General features: G+C 46.3%; 25 protein-coding genes, 1 tRNA gene and 1 riboswitch. Of the genes, 21 read left to right on the top strand and 5 right to left on the bottom strand.

Translation table 11 applies throughout. From position 1 onward, the window contains the following. Positions 1 to 42 precede the first annotated feature (42 nt). The 13 genes from HMPREF9429_RS07650 to HMPREF9429_RS07590 all read left to right on the top strand — a co-directional run bounded on the left by HMPREF9429_RS07650 (position 43) and on the right by HMPREF9429_RS07590 (position 9092). Positions 43 to 1218 (top strand): phosphoribosylaminoimidazolecarboxamide formyltransferase, encoded by a 1176-nt coding sequence (locus HMPREF9429_RS07650; RefSeq protein WP_006942860.1) that lies wholly within the window; start codon positions 43 to 45, stop codon positions 1216 to 1218. Between the two features lie 71 nt (positions 1219 to 1289). Further along, complete coding sequence (gene ylxM / locus HMPREF9429_RS07645; RefSeq protein WP_006942859.1) at positions 1290 to 1634, top strand: YlxM family DNA-binding protein; 345 nt, start codon at positions 1290 to 1292, stop codon at positions 1632 to 1634. Positions 1635 to 1657: 23 nt separating this feature from the next. Beyond that, on the top strand, positions 1658 to 3007 hold the full coding sequence (gene ffh, locus HMPREF9429_RS07640; RefSeq protein ID WP_006942858.1) for a signal recognition particle protein: 1350 nt from the start codon (positions 1658 to 1660) through the stop codon (positions 3005 to 3007). Positions 3008 to 3046: 39 nt separating this feature from the next. After that, entirely contained in the window at positions 3047 to 3316 is a 270-nt protein-coding gene (gene rpsP / locus HMPREF9429_RS07635; protein ID WP_006942857.1) for a 30S ribosomal protein S16, read from the top strand. A gap of 15 nt (positions 3317 to 3331) precedes the next feature. Further along, on the top strand, positions 3332 to 3559 hold the full coding sequence (locus tag HMPREF9429_RS07630) for a KH domain-containing protein (protein ID WP_040774426.1): 228 nt from the start codon (positions 3332 to 3334) through the stop codon (positions 3557 to 3559). 9 nt (positions 3560 to 3568) lie between these two features. Further along, the gene (locus HMPREF9429_RS07625) at positions 3569 to 3976 is read left to right on the top strand and encodes a YlqD family protein (RefSeq protein ID WP_006942855.1); all 408 of its coding nucleotides are present in this window, start codon (positions 3569 to 3571) and stop codon (positions 3974 to 3976) included. Positions 3977 to 3980: 4 nt separating this feature from the next. Further along, positions 3981 to 4481, top strand: a complete 501-nt coding sequence (rimM, locus tag HMPREF9429_RS07620; protein WP_006942854.1) for a ribosome maturation factor RimM — start codon at positions 3981 to 3983, stop codon at positions 4479 to 4481. Then, positions 4481 to 5218 (top strand): tRNA (guanosine(37)-N1)-methyltransferase TrmD, encoded by a 738-nt coding sequence (trmD, locus tag HMPREF9429_RS07615; protein WP_040774424.1) that lies wholly within the window; start codon positions 4481 to 4483, stop codon positions 5216 to 5218. Before rimM ends, trmD begins: the two co-directional genes overlap by 1 nt. Further along, positions 5215 to 5787, top strand: coding sequence for an RNA methyltransferase (locus HMPREF9429_RS07610; RefSeq protein WP_006942852.1), 573 nt, complete (start codon positions 5215 to 5217; stop codon positions 5785 to 5787). Before trmD ends, HMPREF9429_RS07610 begins: the two co-directional genes overlap by 4 nt. A 14-nt stretch (positions 5788 to 5801) precedes the next feature. Further along, the gene (locus tag HMPREF9429_RS07605) at positions 5802 to 6542 is read left to right on the top strand and encodes a YebC/PmpR family DNA-binding transcriptional regulator (RefSeq protein ID WP_040774136.1); all 741 of its coding nucleotides are present in this window, start codon (positions 5802 to 5804) and stop codon (positions 6540 to 6542) included. 117 nt (positions 6543 to 6659) lie between these two features. Then, positions 6660 to 8189, top strand: a complete 1530-nt coding sequence (mmdA, locus tag HMPREF9429_RS07600) for a methylmalonyl-CoA decarboxylase subunit alpha (RefSeq protein ID WP_006942850.1) — start codon at positions 6660 to 6662, stop codon at positions 8187 to 8189. A gap of 12 nt (positions 8190 to 8201) precedes the next feature. Continuing rightward, entirely contained in the window at positions 8202 to 8654 is a 453-nt protein-coding gene (locus tag HMPREF9429_RS07595) for a hypothetical protein (RefSeq protein ID WP_006942849.1), read from the top strand. A gap of 27 nt (positions 8655 to 8681) precedes the next feature. Continuing rightward, entirely contained in the window at positions 8682 to 9092 is a 411-nt protein-coding gene (locus HMPREF9429_RS07590) for a biotin/lipoyl-containing protein (protein WP_006942848.1), read from the top strand. A gap of 20 nt (positions 9093 to 9112) precedes the next feature. Here the strand turns inward: HMPREF9429_RS07590 and HMPREF9429_RS07585 are convergent, their stop codons facing one another. The 3 genes from HMPREF9429_RS07585 to HMPREF9429_RS07575 form a co-directional block, all read right to left on the bottom strand. Further along, positions 9113 to 9754, bottom strand: a complete 642-nt coding sequence (locus HMPREF9429_RS07585) for a YigZ family protein (RefSeq protein ID WP_040774133.1) — start codon at positions 9752 to 9754, stop codon at positions 9113 to 9115. A 57-nt stretch (positions 9755 to 9811) separates the two neighbouring features. Continuing rightward, positions 9812 to 9888, bottom strand: a tRNA-Val gene (locus HMPREF9429_RS07580). Positions 9889 to 9962: 74 nt separating this feature from the next. Next, positions 9963 to 10838 (bottom strand): DMT family transporter, encoded by an 876-nt coding sequence (locus HMPREF9429_RS07575; RefSeq protein WP_232216666.1) that lies wholly within the window; start codon positions 10836 to 10838, stop codon positions 9963 to 9965. A gap of 233 nt (positions 10839 to 11071) precedes the next feature. Here HMPREF9429_RS07575 and HMPREF9429_RS07570 point away from each other — a divergent pair, with 233 nt between their 5' ends. Next, positions 11072 to 12523, top strand: coding sequence for a nicotinate phosphoribosyltransferase (locus HMPREF9429_RS07570; protein ID WP_006942845.1), 1452 nt, complete (start codon positions 11072 to 11074; stop codon positions 12521 to 12523). Between the two features lie 48 nt (positions 12524 to 12571). Here HMPREF9429_RS07570 and HMPREF9429_RS07565 read toward each other — a convergent pair whose 3' ends face one another. Continuing rightward, the gene (locus HMPREF9429_RS07565; protein WP_040774129.1) at positions 12572 to 13765 is read right to left on the bottom strand and encodes a tRNA(Met) cytidine acetate ligase; all 1194 of its coding nucleotides are present in this window, start codon (positions 13763 to 13765) and stop codon (positions 12572 to 12574) included. A gap of 186 nt (positions 13766 to 13951) precedes the next feature. Here HMPREF9429_RS07565 and HMPREF9429_RS07560 point away from each other — a divergent pair, with 186 nt between their 5' ends. From HMPREF9429_RS07560 to HMPREF9429_RS07550, 3 genes are read left to right on the top strand one after another with little or no spacing between them, the layout of a single operon-like run. Beyond that, a complete protein-coding gene (locus HMPREF9429_RS07560; protein ID WP_156780741.1) occupies positions 13952 to 14497 on the top strand; it encodes a hypothetical protein in 546 nt (181 codons plus the stop codon). A 17-nt stretch (positions 14498 to 14514) separates the two neighbouring features. Continuing rightward, positions 14515 to 15711 carry an acetate/propionate family kinase gene (locus tag HMPREF9429_RS07555; protein WP_040774127.1) on the top strand — a complete coding sequence of 399 codons (1197 nt, stop codon included), beginning with the start codon at positions 14515 to 14517 and terminating at the stop codon, positions 15709 to 15711. A gap of 59 nt (positions 15712 to 15770) precedes the next feature. After that, positions 15771 to 16454: an HAD family hydrolase gene (locus HMPREF9429_RS07550; protein WP_006942841.1), complete on the top strand. Its 684-nt coding sequence runs from the start codon at positions 15771 to 15773 to the stop codon at positions 16452 to 16454. A gap of 40 nt (positions 16455 to 16494) precedes the next feature. On the opposite strand, the gene HMPREF9429_RS07545 is transcribed toward HMPREF9429_RS07550, so the two are convergent. Continuing rightward, on the bottom strand, positions 16495 to 16818 hold the full coding sequence (locus HMPREF9429_RS07545) for a YnfA family protein (RefSeq protein WP_006942840.1): 324 nt from the start codon (positions 16816 to 16818) through the stop codon (positions 16495 to 16497). Positions 16819 to 17023: 205 nt separating this feature from the next. Here HMPREF9429_RS07545 and HMPREF9429_RS07540 point away from each other — a divergent pair, with 205 nt between their 5' ends. From HMPREF9429_RS07540 to HMPREF9429_RS07525, 4 genes are all read left to right on the top strand, one after another. Further along, on the top strand, positions 17024 to 17980 hold the full coding sequence (locus tag HMPREF9429_RS07540) for a glycosyltransferase family 2 protein (protein WP_232216658.1): 957 nt from the start codon (positions 17024 to 17026) through the stop codon (positions 17978 to 17980). Beyond that, positions 17979 to 18110, top strand: a riboswitch (cyclic di-AMP (ydaO/yuaA leader). It overlaps the preceding gene by 2 nt. Further along, positions 18109 to 18858: a C40 family peptidase gene (locus HMPREF9429_RS07535; RefSeq protein ID WP_006942838.1), complete on the top strand. Its 750-nt coding sequence runs from the start codon at positions 18109 to 18111 to the stop codon at positions 18856 to 18858. Its footprint overlaps the riboswitch before it by 2 nt. Before the next feature lie 89 nt (positions 18859 to 18947). Then, the gene (alaS, locus tag HMPREF9429_RS07530) at positions 18948 to 21545 is read left to right on the top strand and encodes an alanine--tRNA ligase (protein ID WP_198005705.1); all 2598 of its coding nucleotides are present in this window, start codon (positions 18948 to 18950) and stop codon (positions 21543 to 21545) included. Between the two features lie 35 nt (positions 21546 to 21580). Beyond that, positions 21581 to 21838 (top strand): IreB family regulatory phosphoprotein, encoded by a 258-nt coding sequence (locus HMPREF9429_RS07525; protein WP_006942836.1) that lies wholly within the window; start codon positions 21581 to 21583, stop codon positions 21836 to 21838. The last annotated feature ends 2 nt before the right edge of the window (positions 21839 to 21840 follow it).

The raw sequence follows: 21840 nt of genomic DNA, 5'->3' as shown, positions 1-21840 counted from the left end.
AGGTGTCGGTTTTTTTGTTTGTCTATTAAACGGGAGGTACAGATGAAAGAAATGACGTTGAAATACGGGTGTAACCCTAATCAAGGCGGTGCTCGTATTTATATGAACGACGGCAGTGATTTACCGATTGAGGTGATGAACGGACGACCGGGATATATTAATCTTCTCGATGCCTTCAACAGTTGGCAGTTGGTTAAAGAATTAAAAGAGGCTACTGGTTTACCGGCAGCGGCTTCTTTTAAGCATGTCAGCCCTGCCGGAGCAGCAGTGGCAACAGATATGAGTGATACGCTGAAAAAAATATATTATGTCGATGACCTCGAACTGTCACCCTTGGCAACGGCTTATGCCTGTGCGCGAGGTGCCGATCGCATGAGTTCATACGGCGATTTCGTAGCCTTATCCGACGAGTGTGACGCCCAAACGGCTACCTTGTTAAAGCGGGAAGTGTCGGACGGTGTCATTGCACCGGCATATACGGATGAAGCCTTGCGTATATTAAAGGAAAAAAGAAAGGGGACGTATTGTGTCCTGAAAATAGATCCTGCGTATGTGCCGGCTGAAACGGAACACAAGGAAGTATTCGGCATCATGTTTGAACAGCATCGCAATAATGCGGTAATAACGACTGATTTGTTTAAGAATAGGCCGACAAAAAATAAAGATATCCCTGAAAAGGCACAAAGAGATTTACTTATTGCACTTATTACTCTTAAATATACGCAATCCAACTCGGTATGTTATGTTAAAGACGGCATGACTATCGGTGTAGGCGCAGGCCAGCAATCGCGAGTTCATTGCACTCGTTTGGCGGGTAATAAGGCGGATATTTGGTGGTTGCGTCAACACCCCAAGGTATTGGCCCTGCCGTTTCGTGATGACGTTCGCCGTCCCGACAGAGACAATACGATTGACATATATATTTCCGATGATTACGAAGACGTGTTGGCAGACGGTCTGTGGCAAAATGTCTTCACGACTTGCCCCGAACCGTTGACGAGGGAAGAAAAGAAAGCTTGGCTAAGGGAATTGCACGGCGTATCTCTCGGTAGTGATGCGTTCTTTCCTTTCGGAGACAATATCGAACGGGCTCATCGCAGCGGGGTAGATTACATTGCCCAGGCAGGCGGTTCCATTCGCGATGACCATGTTATCGATACCTGCGATAAGTACGGGATTGCCATGGCCATGACAGGTCTCCGTCTCTTCCACCATTAGAAATAAAGAGTTCACACCTGACAAGTAGTAATACTTGACAGGCGTGAACTCTTCGTATATACTGAGCGAGTATGAACGACAAGGACGGTGATACGGTGATAGAAGACGTAGTCCGCATGGGACGCTTACTGGATGTTTACGGACCTTTATTAACGGATAGACAAAAGCGTTGCATGGAACTGTATTTTTACGACGACCTGTCCTTGGCCGAAATCGGAGAGGAACTTTCCATTTCGCGACAAGGCGTTCATGACTTGTTGCAACGTGCTTCACAGGCGTTGGAACATTATGAAATAAAATTGGGAGTGTCCCGCAAAAATGAGCGCATACAGGCTACTGTAGATGAGGCTCAGGCCTTATTAAAGCAGGGGCGTGCCGAGGATGCGGAGCGAATTTTGGGAACACTCGATATATAAAAACCCGGAAAAGGAGGAGCTGTATGCCATTCGAAAATCTGTCCGAACGATTTCAGGCGGCATTTAAAAAGCTTCGCGGCAAGGGGAAACTGACGGAAGAGGATGTCAATGAAGCGCTTAAAGAGATGAGACGCGCTTTGTTGGAAGCGGATGTCAATTTTGCCGTAACTAAGGACTTCATTAAACGCGTACGGGAAAAGGCTGTAGGTGAAGAAGTCTTCAGTACGTTGAATGCAGCCCAAACGGTTATTAAAATCGTGCGGGATGAATTGACGGACTTGTTAGGCGGCACACAAAGTCGTATCACTATTTCATCAAGACCGCCTACCGTCGTTATGTTGGCCGGTTTGCAAGGGGCCGGTAAGACGACGACGGCAGCCAAGTTGGCGAAAAGATTCGTGCGTCAGGGCAAACATCCTTTGTTGGTTGCCTGTGACGTATACCGTCCGGCCGCTATTGAACAACTTCGTGTACTCGGTAAGGAATTAAATATCCCTGTTTACTCTGAAGACGACAGTAAGGATCCCGTAGCTATTGCAGAACGTGCCGTTCCCTATGCTACGAGTCACTTGTGCGATGTAGTAATTGTCGACACGGCAGGTCGGTTGCATATTGACGAAGACCTCATGGGTGAGCTGGTTCGTATTAAAGAGGACATTCATCCTCATGAAATCTTACTCGTTGTCGATGCTATGACGGGTCAGGATGCCGTTACGGCGGCCGAAGCCTTTGATAAGGCTTTGGGCATTGACGGTGTTATTATGACCAAGCTCGACGGTGATGCTCGCGGCGGCGCAGCCCTGTCCGTTAAAGCCGTAACGGGTAAGCCTATTAAATTTATCGGTGTCAGTGAAAAAACGGACGGACTGGAAGAATTCCATCCCGACAGATATGCGTCCCGTATCCTTGACTTGGGAGACGTAGCGACGATTATCGATAAGGCGAAAGAAGCTTTCGATGCCGAATCGCTCCAAGACATGGAGCGGACCATGAAGAGCAATTCCTTCACTTTTGAAGATTTTCTTAAGCAGTTGCAAATGATTAAGAAAATGGGGAATCTCGGCGGGATTTTGGGACTTATTCCGGGTATCGGCAAGTACAAGAAGGAATTGGATAAGGTTGATATGGACGGTAAGGAATTCAAGCATATTGAAGCGATTATTACGTCCATGACACGCAAGGAAAGAACGAGTTCCAATCCGAAAATGTTGATTAAGGACAGCCGCAAGCGACGTATCGCTCAAGGCAGCGGCACGCGAGTCCAGGATGTAAACCGGCTGTTGAAGCAGTTTACGGAATTTCAGAAAATGATGAAACAGGCGCAGAAATCCCAAAAAAAGGGACGTAAATTTATGCCGCGCCTTCCCTTTTAAAGATAGTCGTAAGGGATACCAAAATAAGGAGGTGAAATTATGATTAAAATTCGTTTGGCTCGTTTGGGAGCTAAAAAGAAACCGATTTATCGCGTAGTCGTAGCAGACGTCCGTAATGCACGTAACAACGGTCGCCCTATTGCTACTATCGGCCAGTACGATCCTGCAAAGGAAACGGCACAGGCTTTGACTGTCGACACTCAGGCTGCCTTGGAATGGCTCGGAAAAGGAGCACAGCCGACCGATACAATTCGTTCTCTCTTCAAGAAAGCCGGCATTATGGCTCAGTTTGAAGCATCCAAGAAGTAAGTGAGGTTGGATATGATGGAAGAATTGATTTCATGCATTGCCAAGGAGTTGGTTACTCAGCCCGAAGCAGTGACGGTTACTAAGATTCAGAAAGCAGACCTCGAGGTCTACAGACTTCATGTGGCTCCCGATGATATGGGTAAGGTTATTGGCAAGCAAGGTAAAATAGCGAGAGCTTTACGCCTTGTTGTCAAAGCCGCAGCCGTACGGGCCGACGTGAAGGTTGCAGTAGACATCGTGTAAGGAGGATCTATGGATCAAATTACACTTCGTATTCCCGTAACGGTAAAATCAAAAGTTACGCAGGAATTGAAAGACAAAATCCTGAAAGAGACGGAACAGATTCTGGCAGACATTGACCGGGAAATGCAAAATCTCGAATTTCAGACACAGCGCATGATGAGTGAGCAGGCAAAATTGGATTTGCAAGGGCTGACGTCTTTGCGCGCTCAGGTTGAAGATCAGAAACAGCGGCTTACCAATGCGAAAGCGAAGGCTCAGAGCGATCACGACCAAGCGGCACAATTGGAAATCGGCTCGGAAATTACGCAAGGCCAGTTGGAACAGACCGTAACGGTTAAAGTCGGCGACGACTTGAACAAGCTTATGGGGTTGGAAATTTTATTGGAAGACGGCAAAGTAGCCGCATTCCGCCAATAAAATCATGGCCGAAACGGAATTTTTCACAATAGGACAAATCGTTGCCCCGCACGGTGTGCGGGGTGACGTTCGTGTTTATCCGGATACGGATTTTCCCGAGCGGTTTTTAACGATGAAATACGCCTATATTGACGGCGTTAAATATGAAATTACGGACGCCCGTTTTCATAAACGGGTCGTTTTGATGAAATTTGTCGGTATTCATGACCGAAACGGCGTCGAACCGCTTTTACACAAAGAGCTGCAAGTGACGCGGCAAGATTTGATGCCGTTGGAAGAAGGACAGCATTATGTTTTCGATATCATAGGTTGTCGCGTATTTGATAAGGAAAATAACGTCTTGGGTACAGTGACGGATATTTTAAAGACCGGCAGTAACGATGTGTATATTGTTACCGATGAAGACGGCAAAGAATTACTTTTAGCCGTTATTCCGCAAGTCATCTTGTCCGTGGACACGGATACCAAGACGATTATTGCCGATCCGCCGGAGTGGACGGAATGATGCGCATAGATATTATTTCGCTTTTTCCCGAATTCATACAGGCTTTTTATAGTCACAGTATTATCGGCCGCGCCGTAAAAGCCGGACTTCTCGATTTGGATGTGACCAATCCGCGAAATTTTACGTATGATCGGCATCGCATGGCTGACGATACGGTATATGGCGGCGGTTGCGGCATGTTGATGAAGGCTCAACCCGTATTTTCGGCTGTTGAGTCAGTACGTCGCGGCGTGGAAAAACGACGTATTATTTTTATGGGACCTGCCGGAGAACGATTTACGCAGGCTAAGGCCCGACAGTTAGCTGAATATGAGCAGATAATACTGATTTGCGGCCATTATGAGGGTGTCGATTATCGCATCGAATCTCAGTTGGCCGATGAAACTGTATCTGTTGGTGACTATATTCTTACGGGCGGCGAATTGCCGGCTATGATTGTGACCGATGCGGTAGCACGCATGATACCGGGTGTACTCGGAGCGTCGGCGGGAGCGGCTGACGATTCGTTTGCCATGTCGTTGTTGGAGTGCCCCCAGTACACGAAACCGGCCGATTTTCGCGGGTATGTCGTACCGGAAGTGTTGCGTAACGGCGATCATGCCAAAATAGAGGCTTGGAGAAGAAAAGCTTCTCTTGCAAGGACACTGGCGTTACGGCCCGACTTATTGGCCGCCGCCGAACTTTCAACACGGGACTTACAAATTCTCGACGACTTGAAACGGGAGATGACCGTATGAAGGCACCTTTGTACGTAGGCTTAGTTCATTATCCTATGTATGATAAAAACTTTAATATCGTTGCCACGGCTGTAACGAACTATGACTTGCATGATATTTCCCGATCGTCAAAGACGTTCGGTGTTAAAAAATATTTTATTATTCATCATGTAGAAGGTCAGCTGGATATGATTCATAAAATTCTGGCTTTCTGGCGCAGTAAAGTCGGCAGAAATTATAATTCGTATCGCACGGAGGCATTCGATATTGTGGAAACACTGCTCGATACGGATGCGGTCATCAAAGCCGTAGAAGAAGTGGAAGGCTGTCGACCCTATGTGGTAACGACGGATGCACGCACGTATGCCGATACGATTTCGTATAAGGAGTTGCGAGCTTTGGGCGAAACGGGTGACCGACCGATTTTGTTGCTGTTCGGGACCGGATACGGCATGACCGAAGAAATGATGAAGAAATTCGATTATATACTCGAACCCGTATACGGTCCGGGAGAGTACAATCACCTTTCCGTCCGTTCGGCAGTAGCTATTATTCTGGATAGGCTTGCCGGCGAGGCATGGTGGAAGTAAAAGGGGGACATAAGATGTCTGGACATTCAAAATGGGCCAATATTAAACGAAAAAAAGGTAAGAATGATGCCGTCCGCGGCAAGATCACGACAAAAATCAGTCGTGAAATTACGATTGCCGTCCGCATGGGCGGTGCCGATCCGACTGGAAATATGCGTTTGAAACTGGCTTTGCAAAAAGCTAAAGAAAACAATATACCGAAGGAAAATATTAACCGTGCTATTCAAAAGGGCGCAGGTACCTTGGAAGGGCAAAGTTATGAAGAAATCGTCTATGAAGGTTACGGTCCGGCAGGCGTTGCTTTAACGGTTAATGTCTTGACGGACAACCGTAATCGGGCAGCTGCCGACGTACGTCATCTCTTTTCTAAACACGGCGGCAATATGGGTGAAACCGGATGCGTATCATGGATGTTTAAGAATCTGGGACTTTTTGTCGTTGCTAAAGATGCGGTAGACGAAGACAAGTTGATGGAAGTAGCTCTCGATGCGGGTGCCGACGATATCCGCACGGAAGGCGACGAGTATGAAATTGTTACGACGCCTGAAGCTTACGATACCGTTGAACAGGCCTTGGCTGATCATAATATTCCTACGGAACACGCACAGATTACCATGGTTCCCGATACGACGATTGCACTGTCTCCGGAAGATGCACAAAAGTTAGAAAATATGATTGATGCATTTGACGATTTAGATGATGTACAGGATGTATATCACAACGGGGAATTCCCTGACGATATGGACGGAGAATAACAGGAAAGGGTTACGACTTTTAGAGGGCGTAACCCTTTTTCAATGAGTCGAAATGTACTATAATAAATAGCAGTAATAACAAGTATTACTTGTAAAGAATGGTAACGGAGGTAAGAGATGGCTACGGTTCAGGAAAAAATCGATCGCTTTCATGAGAAGCTTGCTAAAATCGAAATGGGCGGCGGTCAAGATAAAATCGATAAGCAGCACGAGAAGGGGAAACAAACGGCTCGTGAACGCTTGAATAAATTATTTGATGCCGGCAGCTTTACGGAAATAAGTCAATTTATTCGTCATCGCAGTACAAACTTTAATATGCAGGAAAAGGAGATTCCCGGTGACGGCGTTGTGACCGGGTACGGTACGGTAGACGGAAGACTTGTATACGCTTATGCCGAAGACTTTACGGTCGAAGGCGGTTCTTTGGGTGAAATGCACGCTCATAAAATATGTCAGGTGCAGGAAATGGCTCTAAAAATGGGAGCTCCCTGTATCGGTATTAATGACTCCGGAGGTGCCAGAATTCAAGAAGGCGTTGATGCGCTGGCCGGGTTCGGACGGATTTTCATGAATAATACGTCCGCATCGGGGGTCATTCCTCAAATATCCGTCATTATGGGACCTTGTGCCGGCGGTGCCGTATACAGTCCGGCTTTAACGGATTTTATCTTTATGGTCAAGAATACGAGCAATATGTTCATTACCGGTCCGGCAGTTATTAAGTCCGTAACGGCTGAAGAAGTAACGGCCGAAGAGTTGGGAGGCGCCGTTACGCACCATACCGTTTCGGGTGTGGCACACTTTGCTTGTGAAACGGAAGATGACTGTATTGCACAAATTAAGCGACTGCTTTCATATTTGCCGAGCAATAATATGGAAGAGCCGCCGATGACGGAAACCGATGACGATCCCAATCGTACGGATGAAGGCCTTAACAGTATCGTCCCCGATAACAGTAATATGCCGTATGATATGCTTGATGTTATCAAATCGACAGTTGACGACGGCGATGTATACGAAGTTCTCAAAAATTATGCACAAAATATCATCACCTGCTTCGCCCGCTATGACGGACAGACTGTCGGTATTATTGCCAATCAGCCGAAGTTTTTAGCCGGTTGTCTCGATATTAACGCATCGGATAAAGCGGCTCGTTTTATTCGCATGTGTGACAGCTTCAACATTCCTTTGGTTACTTTTGTGGATGTCCCCGGCTTTTTACCGGGAACAACTCAGGAATTCGGCGGTATTATTCGTCACGGCGCAAAGATGCTTTATGCGTATTGTGAAGCGACGGTGCCGAAGGTTACGGTCGTCGTACGCAAGGCTTACGGCGGAGCATACATTGCTATGTGTTGCCGTCAGTTGGGAGCCGATATGGTCTTTGCCTGGCCGTCGGCGGAAATTGCCGTTATGGGTCCTGACGGAGCAGCCAATATTATTTTTAAACGAGACGAAGATAAGGAAGCCAAAAAACAGGCTTATGTGGAAGAATTTGCCACTCCTTACAAGGCGGCGGAACACGGTTATGTGGATTGTATTATCGAGCCTAAGGAAACACGACCTCGCGTTATCGATGCCCTTGCTATGTTATACAGCAAGCGGGAAGAACGGCCGGCTAAAAAGCACGGCAATATTCCCTTGTAAGGAGGCGTCTTGATGGATATATGGAATCTGTTCAGCCCTACTATAACTAATATTGTTCTTGTCATTGCTTTGGTTTGCATTATTTCAAATCAGAGACATATTAGAAGACTGGAAGCTCAACTGGAGGCTCTAAAAGAGAAGAAGGTTGAGGAAGAGTCCGTTCCCGCTATAGAACCTGCCATACCTACGGAAGCGGAGGCTAAAACCAATGAAAAAGCTTTGGTTAAAGCTGAAAATGAACGACCTTTAGCCCTTATAAAAACAAATCATGAAAAAGTGAGCGAGAGTGAAAAGAGCTCGTCAGGACCTATAGTGGAAGACGGCATTGATGAAGAAACCGTAGCCGTTATTGCGGCTGCCGTAGTTGCATGCGGTTATGTGCCTCTGGCTGTTCGCAAGGCACATCGCCATAAGCGGCGACATACCCAATGGGTTATGGCCGGCCGTTTGGCAGGCATGAGATAAGAGAATAATCAGACCGTGGAGGATAGAATGAAAAAATTTAAGGTAACTGTAAACGGAAAATCGTACGAAGTAGATGTAGAAGAATTGGGTACGGCCGCACCGGCCGCTCCCGTGACCCCCGCACCGGCTCCCGTAGCGGCGGCATCCCCGGCACCGACTCCGGCACCGGTATCGGCAGCCTCGCCTGTGGCTCAAGCAGCACCCAAGGGACCGATTCCCGACTCGGCTGTCGTTGTTAAGGCGCCCATGCCCGGAAAAATTTCGGCTGTTAAGCAGGAAAGCGGCTCAGTAACACGAGGATCCGTGCTCCTCGTGTTGGAAGCCATGAAGATGCAGAATGATATTCCTGCACCGCAAGACGGCACGCTGACGGAAGTTCGTGTAGCCGTAGGCGATAATGTAAAAACGGGCGATGTTTTGGCCGTTATTATGCCGTAAGAAAATAAAAATCGTACCTCTTATTCAGGCCGAATATGAGGTACGATTTTTTTATCTTTTTCCCTAACCGTAAGGGTACCGTTTGTTTTGTCACGTAAGGCGAGGAGACATTCGTCAGCCTTATCTTCCGGAACTTCAACGGTCAGGCCTACGAAGTCCGCGAAGTTGCGCTTCGTAATAACAGCCTCGAAGTCCGGGAGCAGTCGTTCTGTTGCAGATAAAAAGGAATAATCGGTTTGTAAATATAAGATGCGACAGTTGATATAATCTTCAATGATCGCATTATCAAGGGCTGCAACGGCCGCTGTGCCGTAAGCTCGAATAAGGCCGCCGGTCCCCAATTTAATCCCGCCGAAATAACGGGTAACAACAATAAGCGTATTGGTGAGGCCCTTATTTTTTAATACTTCCAATATAGGCTTTCCGGCAGTTCCCGACGGCTCACCGTCATCAGAGGATTTTTGCTTTTCGAAATTCATCCCCAGCTGGTAGGCGTAGCAGTTATGACGGGCATCCCAGTATTGTTTTTTACCGTCTCGTAAATAGGCTTGAGCCTCTTCTTCCGTTGTTATATGAACGGCTCTGGCAATGAATTTGGACTTTTTAATGACATACTCGGCGTAAGACTCGCCCCGGACTGAAGACATGACAGGTGTGGGCATACAACCTCCGTAGAAAAGAAAAAACATCCGACGATGAGTCGACGGATGTTTTTATTATGGTGGTCGGTAATGGATTCGAACCATCGACCCCCTCGATGTCAACGAGATACTCTAACCAACTGAGCTAACCGACCGTGTTAATACTGTACCAGTATACTAAAGGCGGTCGGACCCTGTCAAGTTGACGAGGAACGATGAAATATTTACGCTAAGCCTTTCTTGAATAAATAACACGACTTGACAGTTGAGCCGATACAATGCCGACAGACATGAGTACGGCACCGAGAATTTCCGATGATGTCAGAGTTTCACCCAAGAAGAGACAGCCGGCAATGAGTCCGAAGACCATCTCCAGGCTACAAATAAGAGAGGCTTCCGTAGGCGGCACTCCTTTTTGTCCCAGAATTTGGAAGGTAAAGGCGATTCCCGTTGAAAAAATGGCGCAGTATAAAACGGGAAGTAAGGCGTTTAGAAAAATGGAAACCGTTAACGATTCGCCGGCCGGATACATGGCCAAGAAGTTAAAGAGACCGCAGAAGAAAAATTGCCCTATGGCCAACTTTACGCCGTCATAATAGCGGACGAAGCGAGACACGGATACGATGTGCAGAGTCCAGAAAAGAACACTTGCCAAGGTTAAAATATCGCCTATATTGGCGTCATCGAACCCTCCGTGGAAGGAGAGAAAATATACACCTATGAGAGCCACAACACAACCGAACAGGTGGGAAAGCCTTAGGGGATTATAAAATAAAAGGCTGACGACAGGTACAAATACTATGTATAAAGACGTGATAAATCCCGCCTTGCCGGCCGTTGTATAAATAATCCCGATTTGTTGAAGTGCAGCTCCCGTGAATAGTAAGAAGCCCAGAGTTAAGGTGGCCGTGAGCAATGAATAGGGAGGCTTTTCCGATTTGGGAATGGAACGTATACGCGTTTTAAGCAAACAATAGGCAGGGACAATAGCCAGACCGCCGAGCCAAAAACGCAACCCGTTAAAGGCAAAGGGTCCGATAAGTTCCGTGCTGACTCGTTGTGCTACTAAAGCAAAGCCCCAAAAGAGGGCTGTTGTTAAAAGCAGTAATCTATATTTCAGAGAAATACCCTCCTTCCGGGATAAGAATAAAATATTATAAGTATAAAGGCTTAAGCCGTATTATACCATTTCTTTGTAAAAAAATATGCCATAATGAATTATAAACATCACCTCATATCAAGTGATGTTTATAATATATAAGGTGACCGGAAATTTTATTTTTACTTACTATTCAATTGGAGTATAATATAAAAAATGCATAACATGGAGGCGGCAACATGTATACAGATGTGCTTTTAACGGACTTATATCAGCTTACTATGATGCAAGGCTTGTATTTTGAAGGCAAGCATGAACAGCGCTGTGTTTTTGATCGGTACTATCGCAAGAATCCCTTTTCGGGCGGGTATACGGTAGTAGCCGGGTTGGAACACTTGATTGACTATGTTGAAAATCTTCATTTTAACGAAGATGATATGGCTTATCTTGCCGGTACGGGAATATTTAAACCCGAGTTTCTCGACTATTTAAAAGATATTCGCTTTACCGGTGATATATATGCCATGCCTGAAGGAACGGTGGCCTTTCCGCAGGAAGTTCTCTTACGGGTAGAAACTAAAAAGGCTGAGGCCTTGCTGTTGGAAACGTGCATGTCCATGATTATGAATCATGAAAGTTTGATTGCTACAAAGGCGAGACGGGTAAGAACCGTGGCGGGAAATGATGTGCTCATGGAATTCGGTTTGCGTCGGGCTCAAGGCAAATCTGCCGGGGTATATGGAGCCAGAGCGGCTTTTATCGGCGGATTTAACGGGACCAGTAATGTTTATGCCGGAGCCTGTTTCGGCATACCCGTTTTCGGGACCATGGCTCATAGTTGGATTATGAGCTTTCCTACGGAATTGGATGCTTTTCGAGCTTATGCTCGTCAATACGATGATAACCTCATCCTTCTTGCCGATACATACAATACACTGAAACAAGGTGTTCCCGATGCCATTACGGTTTTTAAGGAATTGCGTGATGCCGGGAAGTTGCCGGCCCGATACGGCATTCGTTTGGATAGCGGTGACTTGGCTTATTTGTCCAAGGAAGCGGGGAAAATGTTTGCCGCTGCGGGATTTGACGATGCTATTATTTCAGCGTCCAACGATTTGGATGAAAACTTGATTAGCGGTTTGAAATTACAGGGAAGCCTGATTAATTCCTGGGGTGTAGGTACAAATTTGATTACATCTAAAGACAGTCCGTCCATGGGCGGCGTCTTTAAACTTGTCGGCCAGTATGAAGGAGATACCTTTGTGCCGAAAATCAAGCTGAGTGACAATGCGGAAAAAATTTCCAACCCGGGCCGCAAGAATGTATTTCGCCTGTATGATAAAGATACGGGTAAGATGAAGGCGGATATTATTGCCCTAGAGGGCGAAACAATCAGTACGGATACAGCTTTTCACCTTGTGGCCGACAGCATGCCGTGGCGGTATCGTACCGTTCCCGCCGGGTCCTTTACGGTTCGGACTATGCTTGAACCTATATTCCGTAACGGAAAATTGGTTTATAAAAAGCCGTCATTATCGGAAATTTGCGACTATGCGAAACGGGAAATCGAAACACTCTGGCCTGAGTACTTACGTCTTATCAATCCTGAGGAAATGCGCGTGCAGCGCAGTGCGAAGCTGTCTGAATTGCGACAGGACGTATTACGTAAAGAATCGGCTAACTTTTTATAAAATAAAGCTTATAAGAAAAGAGACTCGACATGTCGAGTCTCTTTGTTGTTAAGTCATGACGGGAGGCGTTTTCCAGTCGGCTAACCCGTTTCGTGCTGCAGGATTGTGAAAAAGAAAATGTTGAATATCTGTCGATTTGGCATCGAGCCTGAGTAATTCCTTGTAAGGTGCCTCAAAATCGGCGTCGGCAAATTTCGTGATGACGGGAATTTGTCCGGATTTTCGACGATTATTCAACACTTCTCGCCCTCGACAGGAAGCTCCCAACAGACGGGCGTAAGGCGGTGCTTCGTATAAGTAGTCGGTTGCCGTTTCTTTTTCGATACCCAAGAGAGTATAAGCGGCCATTCGACGGAGCCTGCTGTACATATAGCGTTTAGTTTTGACTGCCTTTAAGCTCTCGGTCAGGGAAGTCGCGTTCTTCATAGCCTTATGCCAACGATTTTCCAGGCCTTCCGTAAATGCGGCCAAAGATTGTAAGTCACTTTCCGTCAGCAATCGTCCTTGTAACAAGACGGCATCGTCATAGCGTTCATAATTTATATATTTTCCGTTTTTTATGAGATCGGAAAAGAGGGTGCGGCAAGAAGGCGGAATAAACGACAGACAGTCTTCGGCATTCTTTCTTTCGGAGCAAATTTTACGCAGCTGTGAAGCCGAAGTATATATGTCGGGACGGGCCGTGTTTCTGTAGACGACTTCCAGCTTTTCAGGTAGAGAATATTTCCTTATGGCTGCAGCATAAGAAAAGGCCAGTATTCCGTTGGGTGTTGCAAGAAGAGGAGCTGACGAGGCGTCGTCGGCCTGTAACGCCGTCAGTAAAGCCTGACCATACGAAATACGGTGATTCAGTGCTTCTTTTAGGCGTGTTTGCACAAACTGCGATTCGGCTTGTCGAGCTAATTTTTCATACAAGGAGCCGCTGCCCTGCTCGCTACCGCAGACGAGGGTCGATACTCCCACGGAAGCAGCCAGTCGAGCGGCACCGGCGGCGAAGGTCGAAGCATATGACAGGGCGTAAAGGGTCGGTAATTCGAAGACTAGATCACAACCGCACGATAAGGCGAAGGTCGTACGGTCGAACTTATCGAAAAAAGCCGGTTCACCCCGTTGGACGAAAGAGCCGCTCATAATGACTGTAATGACGGCCTCTTTTCCGTAGCGTTCTCGCACTGTGCGGATGAGATGAGCATGACCCGTGTGGAGGGGATTGAATTCTGCAATAATACCGATTTGGTTCATAATCTTTCTCCTTATCATGAATATTATATAGGCAGTTACCCGGTTCTGACTACCGTTTCTCCGAATTTGTTGCAAAAGGCGGCTATTAAGGGACTTATCTATAACGGATTCGGGTAAAACCATAGTATAGGTACAAAGAATGTGATATAATGACTCCAGTCTGTTAGAAAGCTTGTAGGTGATATGATGAAGTCGCTGAAGTTCATAAGTACGGTTCTTTTAACGGCATCCGTGTTGTCTCTTTCCGGGTGCGGCAAAACGAGTATTGCTGAAGAATATAGCTTTGGGAATGCTACTTTGCGTGCAGGAAATACACAACTCATGTTGTTTACACCTTTTGATCTCGTTTCGGAGACGATTAAGGGAACGGACCGGACTGTATACGGGAATCAAGATGCGCATGTCAGTATAGTTGTTACGTATGATCCCGCTACGGGTCTAACGCTTGACAAGGTGACGGATAATGCCATAGCAGAACTTTCAGGCCATTCGGAAATTACGATTACAGGTAAGGAAACGAAGGCCGCTGTCGTAGAAGGCAGTAAAGGAAAAATTTGCACGGTTGACTATACGCTTACGGCTAAAGGACAGCAGGTGGCCGTTGTTGAACAGATACTCGTGTTCGAACATGAGGGCTATATCTGGACCGTTCGCTACACGTATCGCCAAGATGATGAAACGGCTAAAGAAGTGACGGACTATATTTTTAAACGCTTCGGTAACCAATATTAATGAAAGAAGGTACATTCATGATCGTATTAGTTGTAAACTGCGGCAGTTCATCTTTGAAATATCAATTGGTGAACATGGATAATGAAGAAGTAATGGCAAAGGGGCTTGTTGAAAAGATTACCCTTCCCGATGCTCAATTGACACATAAGTGGGGCGATCAGAAAAAAGAAGTTGTTCAACCTATTCCCGACCACAAAGTTGCCGTTAAATTAGTTCTCGATATTTTGACGGATCCCGAAGTGGGCGTTATTAAGTCCATGGACGAAATCGATGCTGTGGGTCATCGTGTCGTTCACGGCGGTGAAGAATTCGCGGCTTCCACTTTAATTACGGACGAAGTTATGAAAGCCCTTGAAAAGTGCTCCGCTTTTGCACCGCTTCACAATCCTCCCAACATTGTAGGGATTAAAGCTTGCGAAGCTATTATGCCGAATGTACCGCAAGTTGCCGTCTTTGATACTTCTTTCCATCAAACGATGCCGGCAAAAGCTTATATGTACGGCTTGCCTTATGAATACTATGAAAACGACGGAATTCGTCGTTACGGCTTCCACGGCACGAGCCATCGCTATGTAGCCGATAGAATTGCTGAAGTAATGGGTAAGAAAAAAGAAGATTTGCGCATTATCAACTGCCACTTGGGCAACGGTTCTTCCTTGGCGGCTATCCAAAACGGTAAATGTGTTGATACGACGATGGGCTTTACTCCTTTGGCAGGCATGCTTATGGGTCCGCGTTGCGGCGATATTGACCCGGCTATCGTAGTTACGCTCATGGACAAGCATGGTTTCACGACTAAGGAAATGGATACGATTATGAATAAAAAGTCCGGGGTTCTCGGTATTTCCGGCGTTTCCAGCGACTTCCGTGATTTAGGGGAAGCGGCTGCGGCAGGTAATAAACGTGCTCAGCTTGCCTTAGATATGTTCCATTATCAGGTACGTAAGTTAATCGGTGCTTTGGCGGCAGCTATGGGCGGTGTTGATGTTATCACCTTTACGGCAGGCGTCGGCGAAAACGGTATTGAAGACCGTGCCGCTATTTGCAATGGACTTGAATACTTGGGTGCCGTTCTTGATGAAGAACGTAATAATGTACGCGGTAAAGATACGTGCATCAGTACGGATGATTCCACTTGTGCTTTGTACGTAATTCCGACAAATGAAGAAATTATGATTGCCCGCGATACGAAAGACATTGTTTCGGCTCGATAATTATCGAAGACGGCAGCTTCATCGGAAGCTGCCGTCTTTTTTCGCAAGCGGAGGTACGTGTGAAACTCTTATATTGGGATATAGACGGAACGATGATTAATACAGGCATGGCCGGTATGCACGCTATTTACGATGTATTTCATCGACTTATGGGTGACAATACCGCTATTCCGCAGATTTCCGCCGGCGGTCGGACGGACAACTATATTTGTCAGCAACTTTTGTATCAGGCACGAGGTGTCATGCCGACAGATGAGGAAGTCTTTGCCTTTTGTCGTGAATATGAACAAAGTTTGCTTACCTGGTTGAAAAAAACAAGGGAAAGCAGCCGTGTTTTGAAGAATGTAAAGGAAAACCTGGATTATTTTCATCGAGATCCGCAGGTCGTTCAGTTACTGATGACCGGTAACAGTCGATACGGAGCCAAGCTGAAATTGGAAGTTTTCGGGTTGGATAGGTATTTTGATTTTGAACACTCCGGGTTTGCCGAAGAGTTTTACATGCGCGACGATTTGGCACGACATGCCTATGATATTGCCCGCCGTGAGTGGGGTGAGGATATTGAAGCTATATATGTCATCGGCGATACGATTTACGACATTCAATGCGGTAAGGCCATAGGGGCTAAAACGATTTCAGTAGCGACAGGACATTACGACAAGGATGTGTTGGCTGAACAAAAGCCGTGGCGTTTATTTACGCATTTACCGGCTTCTGCGGAAATGACTCGACTCATACACTGAAAGTTAAAAAAAGGGGAAAAGATTTTCTTTTCCCCTTTTTTTACTGACGAGGCGCGTACATAATAAACCAGACACCGATGAGGCACAATAAAGCTCCCAGACAATCGAATCGATCGGGAATATGCCCGTCTACCCAAAGACCCCATAAAAGAGATAAGACGATAAAGACACCGCCGTAAGCGGCGTAGACTTTTTCAAATGAAGCGGGTTGGAAAGTGGGAACAATACCGTATAAAACGAGGACGGCCGCACCGGCAATAAAATAGAATATACCACGTTGTTCACGCAATGAAATCCAAACTAAATAACCGCCGCCTATTTCACAAATACCGGCAATTAGAAAATATAATAAAGAACGTAACATAAAAGGCACCTCCGTAGTATTTTGACTGAATTTATCATATTCTTTTCAGTCTGTATAGGCAAGGCGGGAAAACTGGAAATGAACGGGGCAAAATGATATAATAATAAAATCCGATATTATGCTTATAGATTCATCGGGTGGCATAAGTATCGGTTTTGACAGTATTTTCCGGTGAATGGTATAATTAAGGATGACCTTTTCGGGTATGCAGGGAAAGACGGTTATATCCGTCGTAACTCCCGTTTATAATGAACATTTGAATATCGAAAAGTTCTATGAAGAAGTGACGAAGTATATGTCGGACCTTCCATACGACTATGAAATTATTTTTGTAGACGACGGATCGACCGATGCTACCCCTCTTGTTCTCAGTCGGTTGACACAGCAGGACTTGCATGTGCGTGCCTTGATTTTGGCACGAAATTTCGGTCATCAGCTGGCTATTACATGCGGCATGGACCATGCTTCGGGCGACGCCGTTATTACTATGGACGGAGATTTGCAGCATCCGCCGTCGATGTTACCCGATTTGATTCAAAAGTGGAATGAAGGGTTTGACATTGTCCAGACTGTGCGCTTGGCAACAGACGATGCGGGGATTTTCAAGAAAGTTTCGTCCGGCCTGTACTATACGTTGATAAACGCATTATCACCCGTGTATATTCGACCGGGCGGCTCCGATTTTCGTCTCATAGACAGACGGGTTGCGGAAACATTTAAGCAATTCCGTGAGCATGATCGTTTCATTAGAGGTATGATCGGCGATATCGGATACAAGCAAACCGTTGTCGAGTTTGTGGCGCCAAAACGGTATGCGGGGAAGTCGAAGTTTTCTCTTCATAAAATGTTCAGTTTTGCCTTAGACGGCATTATGGCATATTCGAAAACGCCTTTGCGCATATCATTTTATGCCGGGATTTTCAGCGGCCTGTTAAGTTTGCTTATGATTCTTCATGTGTTATACAGTAAATTGACGGACCAAGTTACACCGGGGTGGACAACGACCATGATTGTCGTGTGTCTTATCGGCGGTTTGCAACTTATCTTTCTGGGAATTATCGGTGAGTATATAGGACGAATTTTTGAAGAAGTAAAGAATCGACCTTTGTATTGGATAAAAACCGAGTTGGGTCGTCATAAGGACGACAGAATTTCACAGTAAAAATGGAGTGCCGAATCTCGATTCATATGGAGTACGGGGGAACCAAGTTTTTGGGGTGAAGCCGCGAAGCGGCGGGCTGCCTTCAAGCCTAACCCGTCAGTTAACCTCGGAGGCGGAGAGGAGTTTTTATGCGGAGATTATTTTCCAAAACGGTTGTTGCCGTTGCACTTATGGCAACATGTACTTTATCGGTGGGGGCTTATTCCGTAGGCTCGCAAGGTTCCGATGTATTATTAATACAGCAAAATCTCGTGAAACGGGGCTATAAAATAGGCATGGACGGTATTTTCGGTAATGACACCCGTCGTGCCGTTGAACGCTTTCAGGCTGACAAAGGCCTGACCATCAGCGGTTCTGTTGATGCTAAAACCTTTAAGACTTTGACGGGTAAGGCTATGCCTCAGGCAGCAGCCCCCCAAAAAGCGGCACCTAAGAAGAAGGCGGCAAAACCCGTAACGATTCATGACTACGGCACGGGTAAGGCCGGCAAAGGTGATGTTAAGCACAATGCTTTCGGCAATAATGTGGTCAGCCAGGCCTATAAATATTTAGGGGTTCCGTATGTATTCGGAGGAAATACGCCCAGCGGTTTTGACTGCTCGGGATTTACAAAATATGTATTTGCTCACAGCGGTGTTTCTTTGCCGCGTATGGCGGATGAACAATATTTAATCGGGGCCAGTGTTTCCAAAGGAAATCTGATTCCGGGTGATCTCGTGTTTTTCTCTACATATGAACCGGGAGTTTCTCATACGGGAATATATGTAGGAAATAATCAATTTATCAGTGCTACTACGAGCAGCGGGATTCACATAGACAGCTTGGACAGTGAATATTGGGGATCGCGGTATATCGGTGCCAAACGCGTTAAGCGCTAAGAGTCGGTCGACAGCCGGTGACAATGGAATATATATTATAAGACCGGCTTTTGACCGGAGTACAAGGAGTGTTACTGCAAATGAAGTACATGACGGGTAATGAAATTCGTAAGGCATACTTGGATTTTTTTGAAAGCAAAAAACATTTAAAATTACACAGTTTTTCCCTCGTGCCGGAAAACGACCCGAGTTTACTTCTTATTGGTGCCGGTATGGCTCCGCTCAAGCCCTATTTTACCGGTAAGTTGGTACCTCCCTCTTATCGCGTGACAACCAGTCAGAAATGTATTCGTACGGGTGACATCGATAATGTCGGTCGTACGGCACGCCATCATACTTTTTTTGAAATGCTCGGCAATTTTTCCTTCGGTGATTATTTCAAGAAGGAAGCTATTACCTGGGCGTGGGAGTTTTTGACTGAAGTTCTTGAGCTTGATACGAATAAACTGTATGTTACCGTTTATCCCGAAGATGAAGAAGCTTATGATATTTGGCATAATATCGTCGGTTTGGCGGATGAACGAATTTTTAAACTGGAAGATAATTTCTGGGAAATCGGTGAAGGCCCTTGCGGACCCGACTCGGAAATTTTCTACGATCTCGGCCCTGAACGGGGATGCGGTAAACCTACTTGCAATGTCGGCTGTGATTGCGACCGCTATTTGGAAATTTGGAATCTCGTTTTCACCCAGTTTAATAAGACAAAAGACGGATCGTATGAACCGTTGGAAAAGAAAAACATTGATACGGGTGCCGGGTTGGAACGATTGGCATCGGTCATTCAGCAGAAAGAATCGAACTTCGAAACGGACTTGCTGTTCCCTATTATGCAAAGGGTCATCGATGTGTGTCACGGTGATTACAATAATAAGGAACAAAAGATTGCCGTCAAGGTTATCGGCGACCATATTCGTGCCGTTACGATGATGATCGGTGACGGTATTTTGCCGTCAAACGAAGGTCGCGGTTACGTACTTCGCCGTATTTTACGTCGTGCCGTTCGCTTCGGCCGTGTCCTCGGCATTGAAGAAGCCTTCCTGGCGGATTTAGTCGATATTGTTATTGACATGTATAAGGAAGCATATCCTGAATTGGCGGAACGTAAAGAGTTGATTAAGACCGTTATTGCAACGGAAGAAGCTCAATTCAGTGCGACTTTGGCACAAGGTTTGGAACTTCTAAACGCCATGATTGAAGATGCCGACGGGACGGGTGTCTTGGCAGGCGAGAAGGTATTCAAACTTTACGATACTTTCGGTTTTCCTGTCGAACTTACGGAAGAAATTGTTCAGGAACACGGAATGACCATTGATCATGATGGTTTCGACAAGGCGATGAAGGCACAACAGGAACGGGCCAGAGCGGCACGGGCCAAGGTGTCCGCCAAGGTAGCCACGCCGGATACGACAGGTCTCGATCAGTCCGCATTGGTTAAAGATGAAAATGCCGTTAACGCACGAGTCGTACTTATCGGTATCGACGGAGCTGCTGTTGAACGGGCTGAAAAAGATACGGCTATAACGATTATTCTCGATAAAACACCCTTCCATGCAGAAGGCGGCGGCCAAATAGGGGATACAGGGTATATTACGGGTCCTTCGGGAAAGGCGGAAGTAACGGATACGAAGTCTTTGGCGAACGGCTTAACCTATATGATTGCTATTGTAACGGAAGGCAGCCTGTCTAGGGGCGATGAAGTCGATATTACGGTCGACAAGGTTCGTAATCTGGATATTGCTCGTAATCATACGGCAACTCATTTATTACAGGCAGCGTTGCGTAAGGTTCTCGGTACACACGTCAACCAGGCCGGTTCTTTGGTAACTCCCGAACGGTTGCGTTTCGACTTCACCCATTTTTCACCTATGACAAATGAAGAGTTGGCGGAAGTAGAAAAAGAAGTTAACCGTCAGATTATGAAGAACGTAGATTTGGAAATTGAAGAAATGCCCGTTGACGATGCTATAAAAAAAGGAGCTATGGCACTTTTCGGTGAAAAGTACGGGGATATCGTTCGTGTTGTCAACGTCCCCGGATTCAGCTGTGAACTCTGCGGCGGATCACACGTCCCCAATACGTCCGTTATCGGTTCCTTCCGTATTGTGGGAGAATCCGGAACGGGTACGGGTATTCGTCGTATAGAAGCCGTTACGGGTAAGGCGGCTCATGAACGGGCTGTAGCCGATGCCGTCTTGTTGCAGGAAGCAGCGACTTTGTTAAAGAGCAAAGAAGCGGATATTCCCGCTAAGATTGAACAATTATTGACAGCTCTTAAAGAAGCGGAAAGGGAAGTAGCTCAACTCAGTCATAAGTTGGCTACCTCATCGCTTGATGATATCTTGGCGGCTAAAGAAGAAATTCACGGAGTATCCGTTACAGCGGCTTCCGTCACTGTTGATTCGGCAGAAGGATTAAGAGATATGGCCGATATGGTCCTGGATAAGGTTGGCGGAATTGTTCTCCTGGGTGCCGTACAGGGGGATAAAGTCAGCTTTGTATGCAAGGTTGACAAGGAACTTACTAAACAGGGCTATCATGCCGGAAAGATTGTAAAAGCAGCGGCCGTAGCAGCCGGCGGCGGAGGCGGCGGACGTCCCGACATGGCACAGGCCGGCGGCAAAGACCCGCAAAAATTGGAAGAAGCGCTCAAGGCCGGTAAAGAGGCGGTACAAGGTGCAGGTAAATAGAACCGCAAAAGCTACTCGAAGGGAGAGTGGGCAAGATGTCAGTAAACGATAAAACGATGGTTGTAAGCAGCAAAGATGATCAAAGTGTTGCTTCCATGATTTTAGAAGATGTATATAATTCGCTAAAGGAAAAGGGCTATAATCCTATCAGTCAAATGGCAGGATATCTCCTTTCCGGAGATCCGACATACATTACGAGTCATAACAACGCTCGCAGCAATATTCGCCGTCTGGAACGGGATGAATTAGTGGAAGAATTGTTAAGTTCGTATGTCAAACATCGGAATCTTTAAAT

It is taken from the genome of Megasphaera micronuciformis F0359 (assembly GCF_000165735.1).
GTDB lineage: Bacteria > Bacillota > Negativicutes > Veillonellales > Megasphaeraceae > Megasphaera > Megasphaera micronuciformis.
Note: the sequence above shows the minus strand (reverse complement) of the source record. Positions and strands in the feature narration are given on the sequence as shown.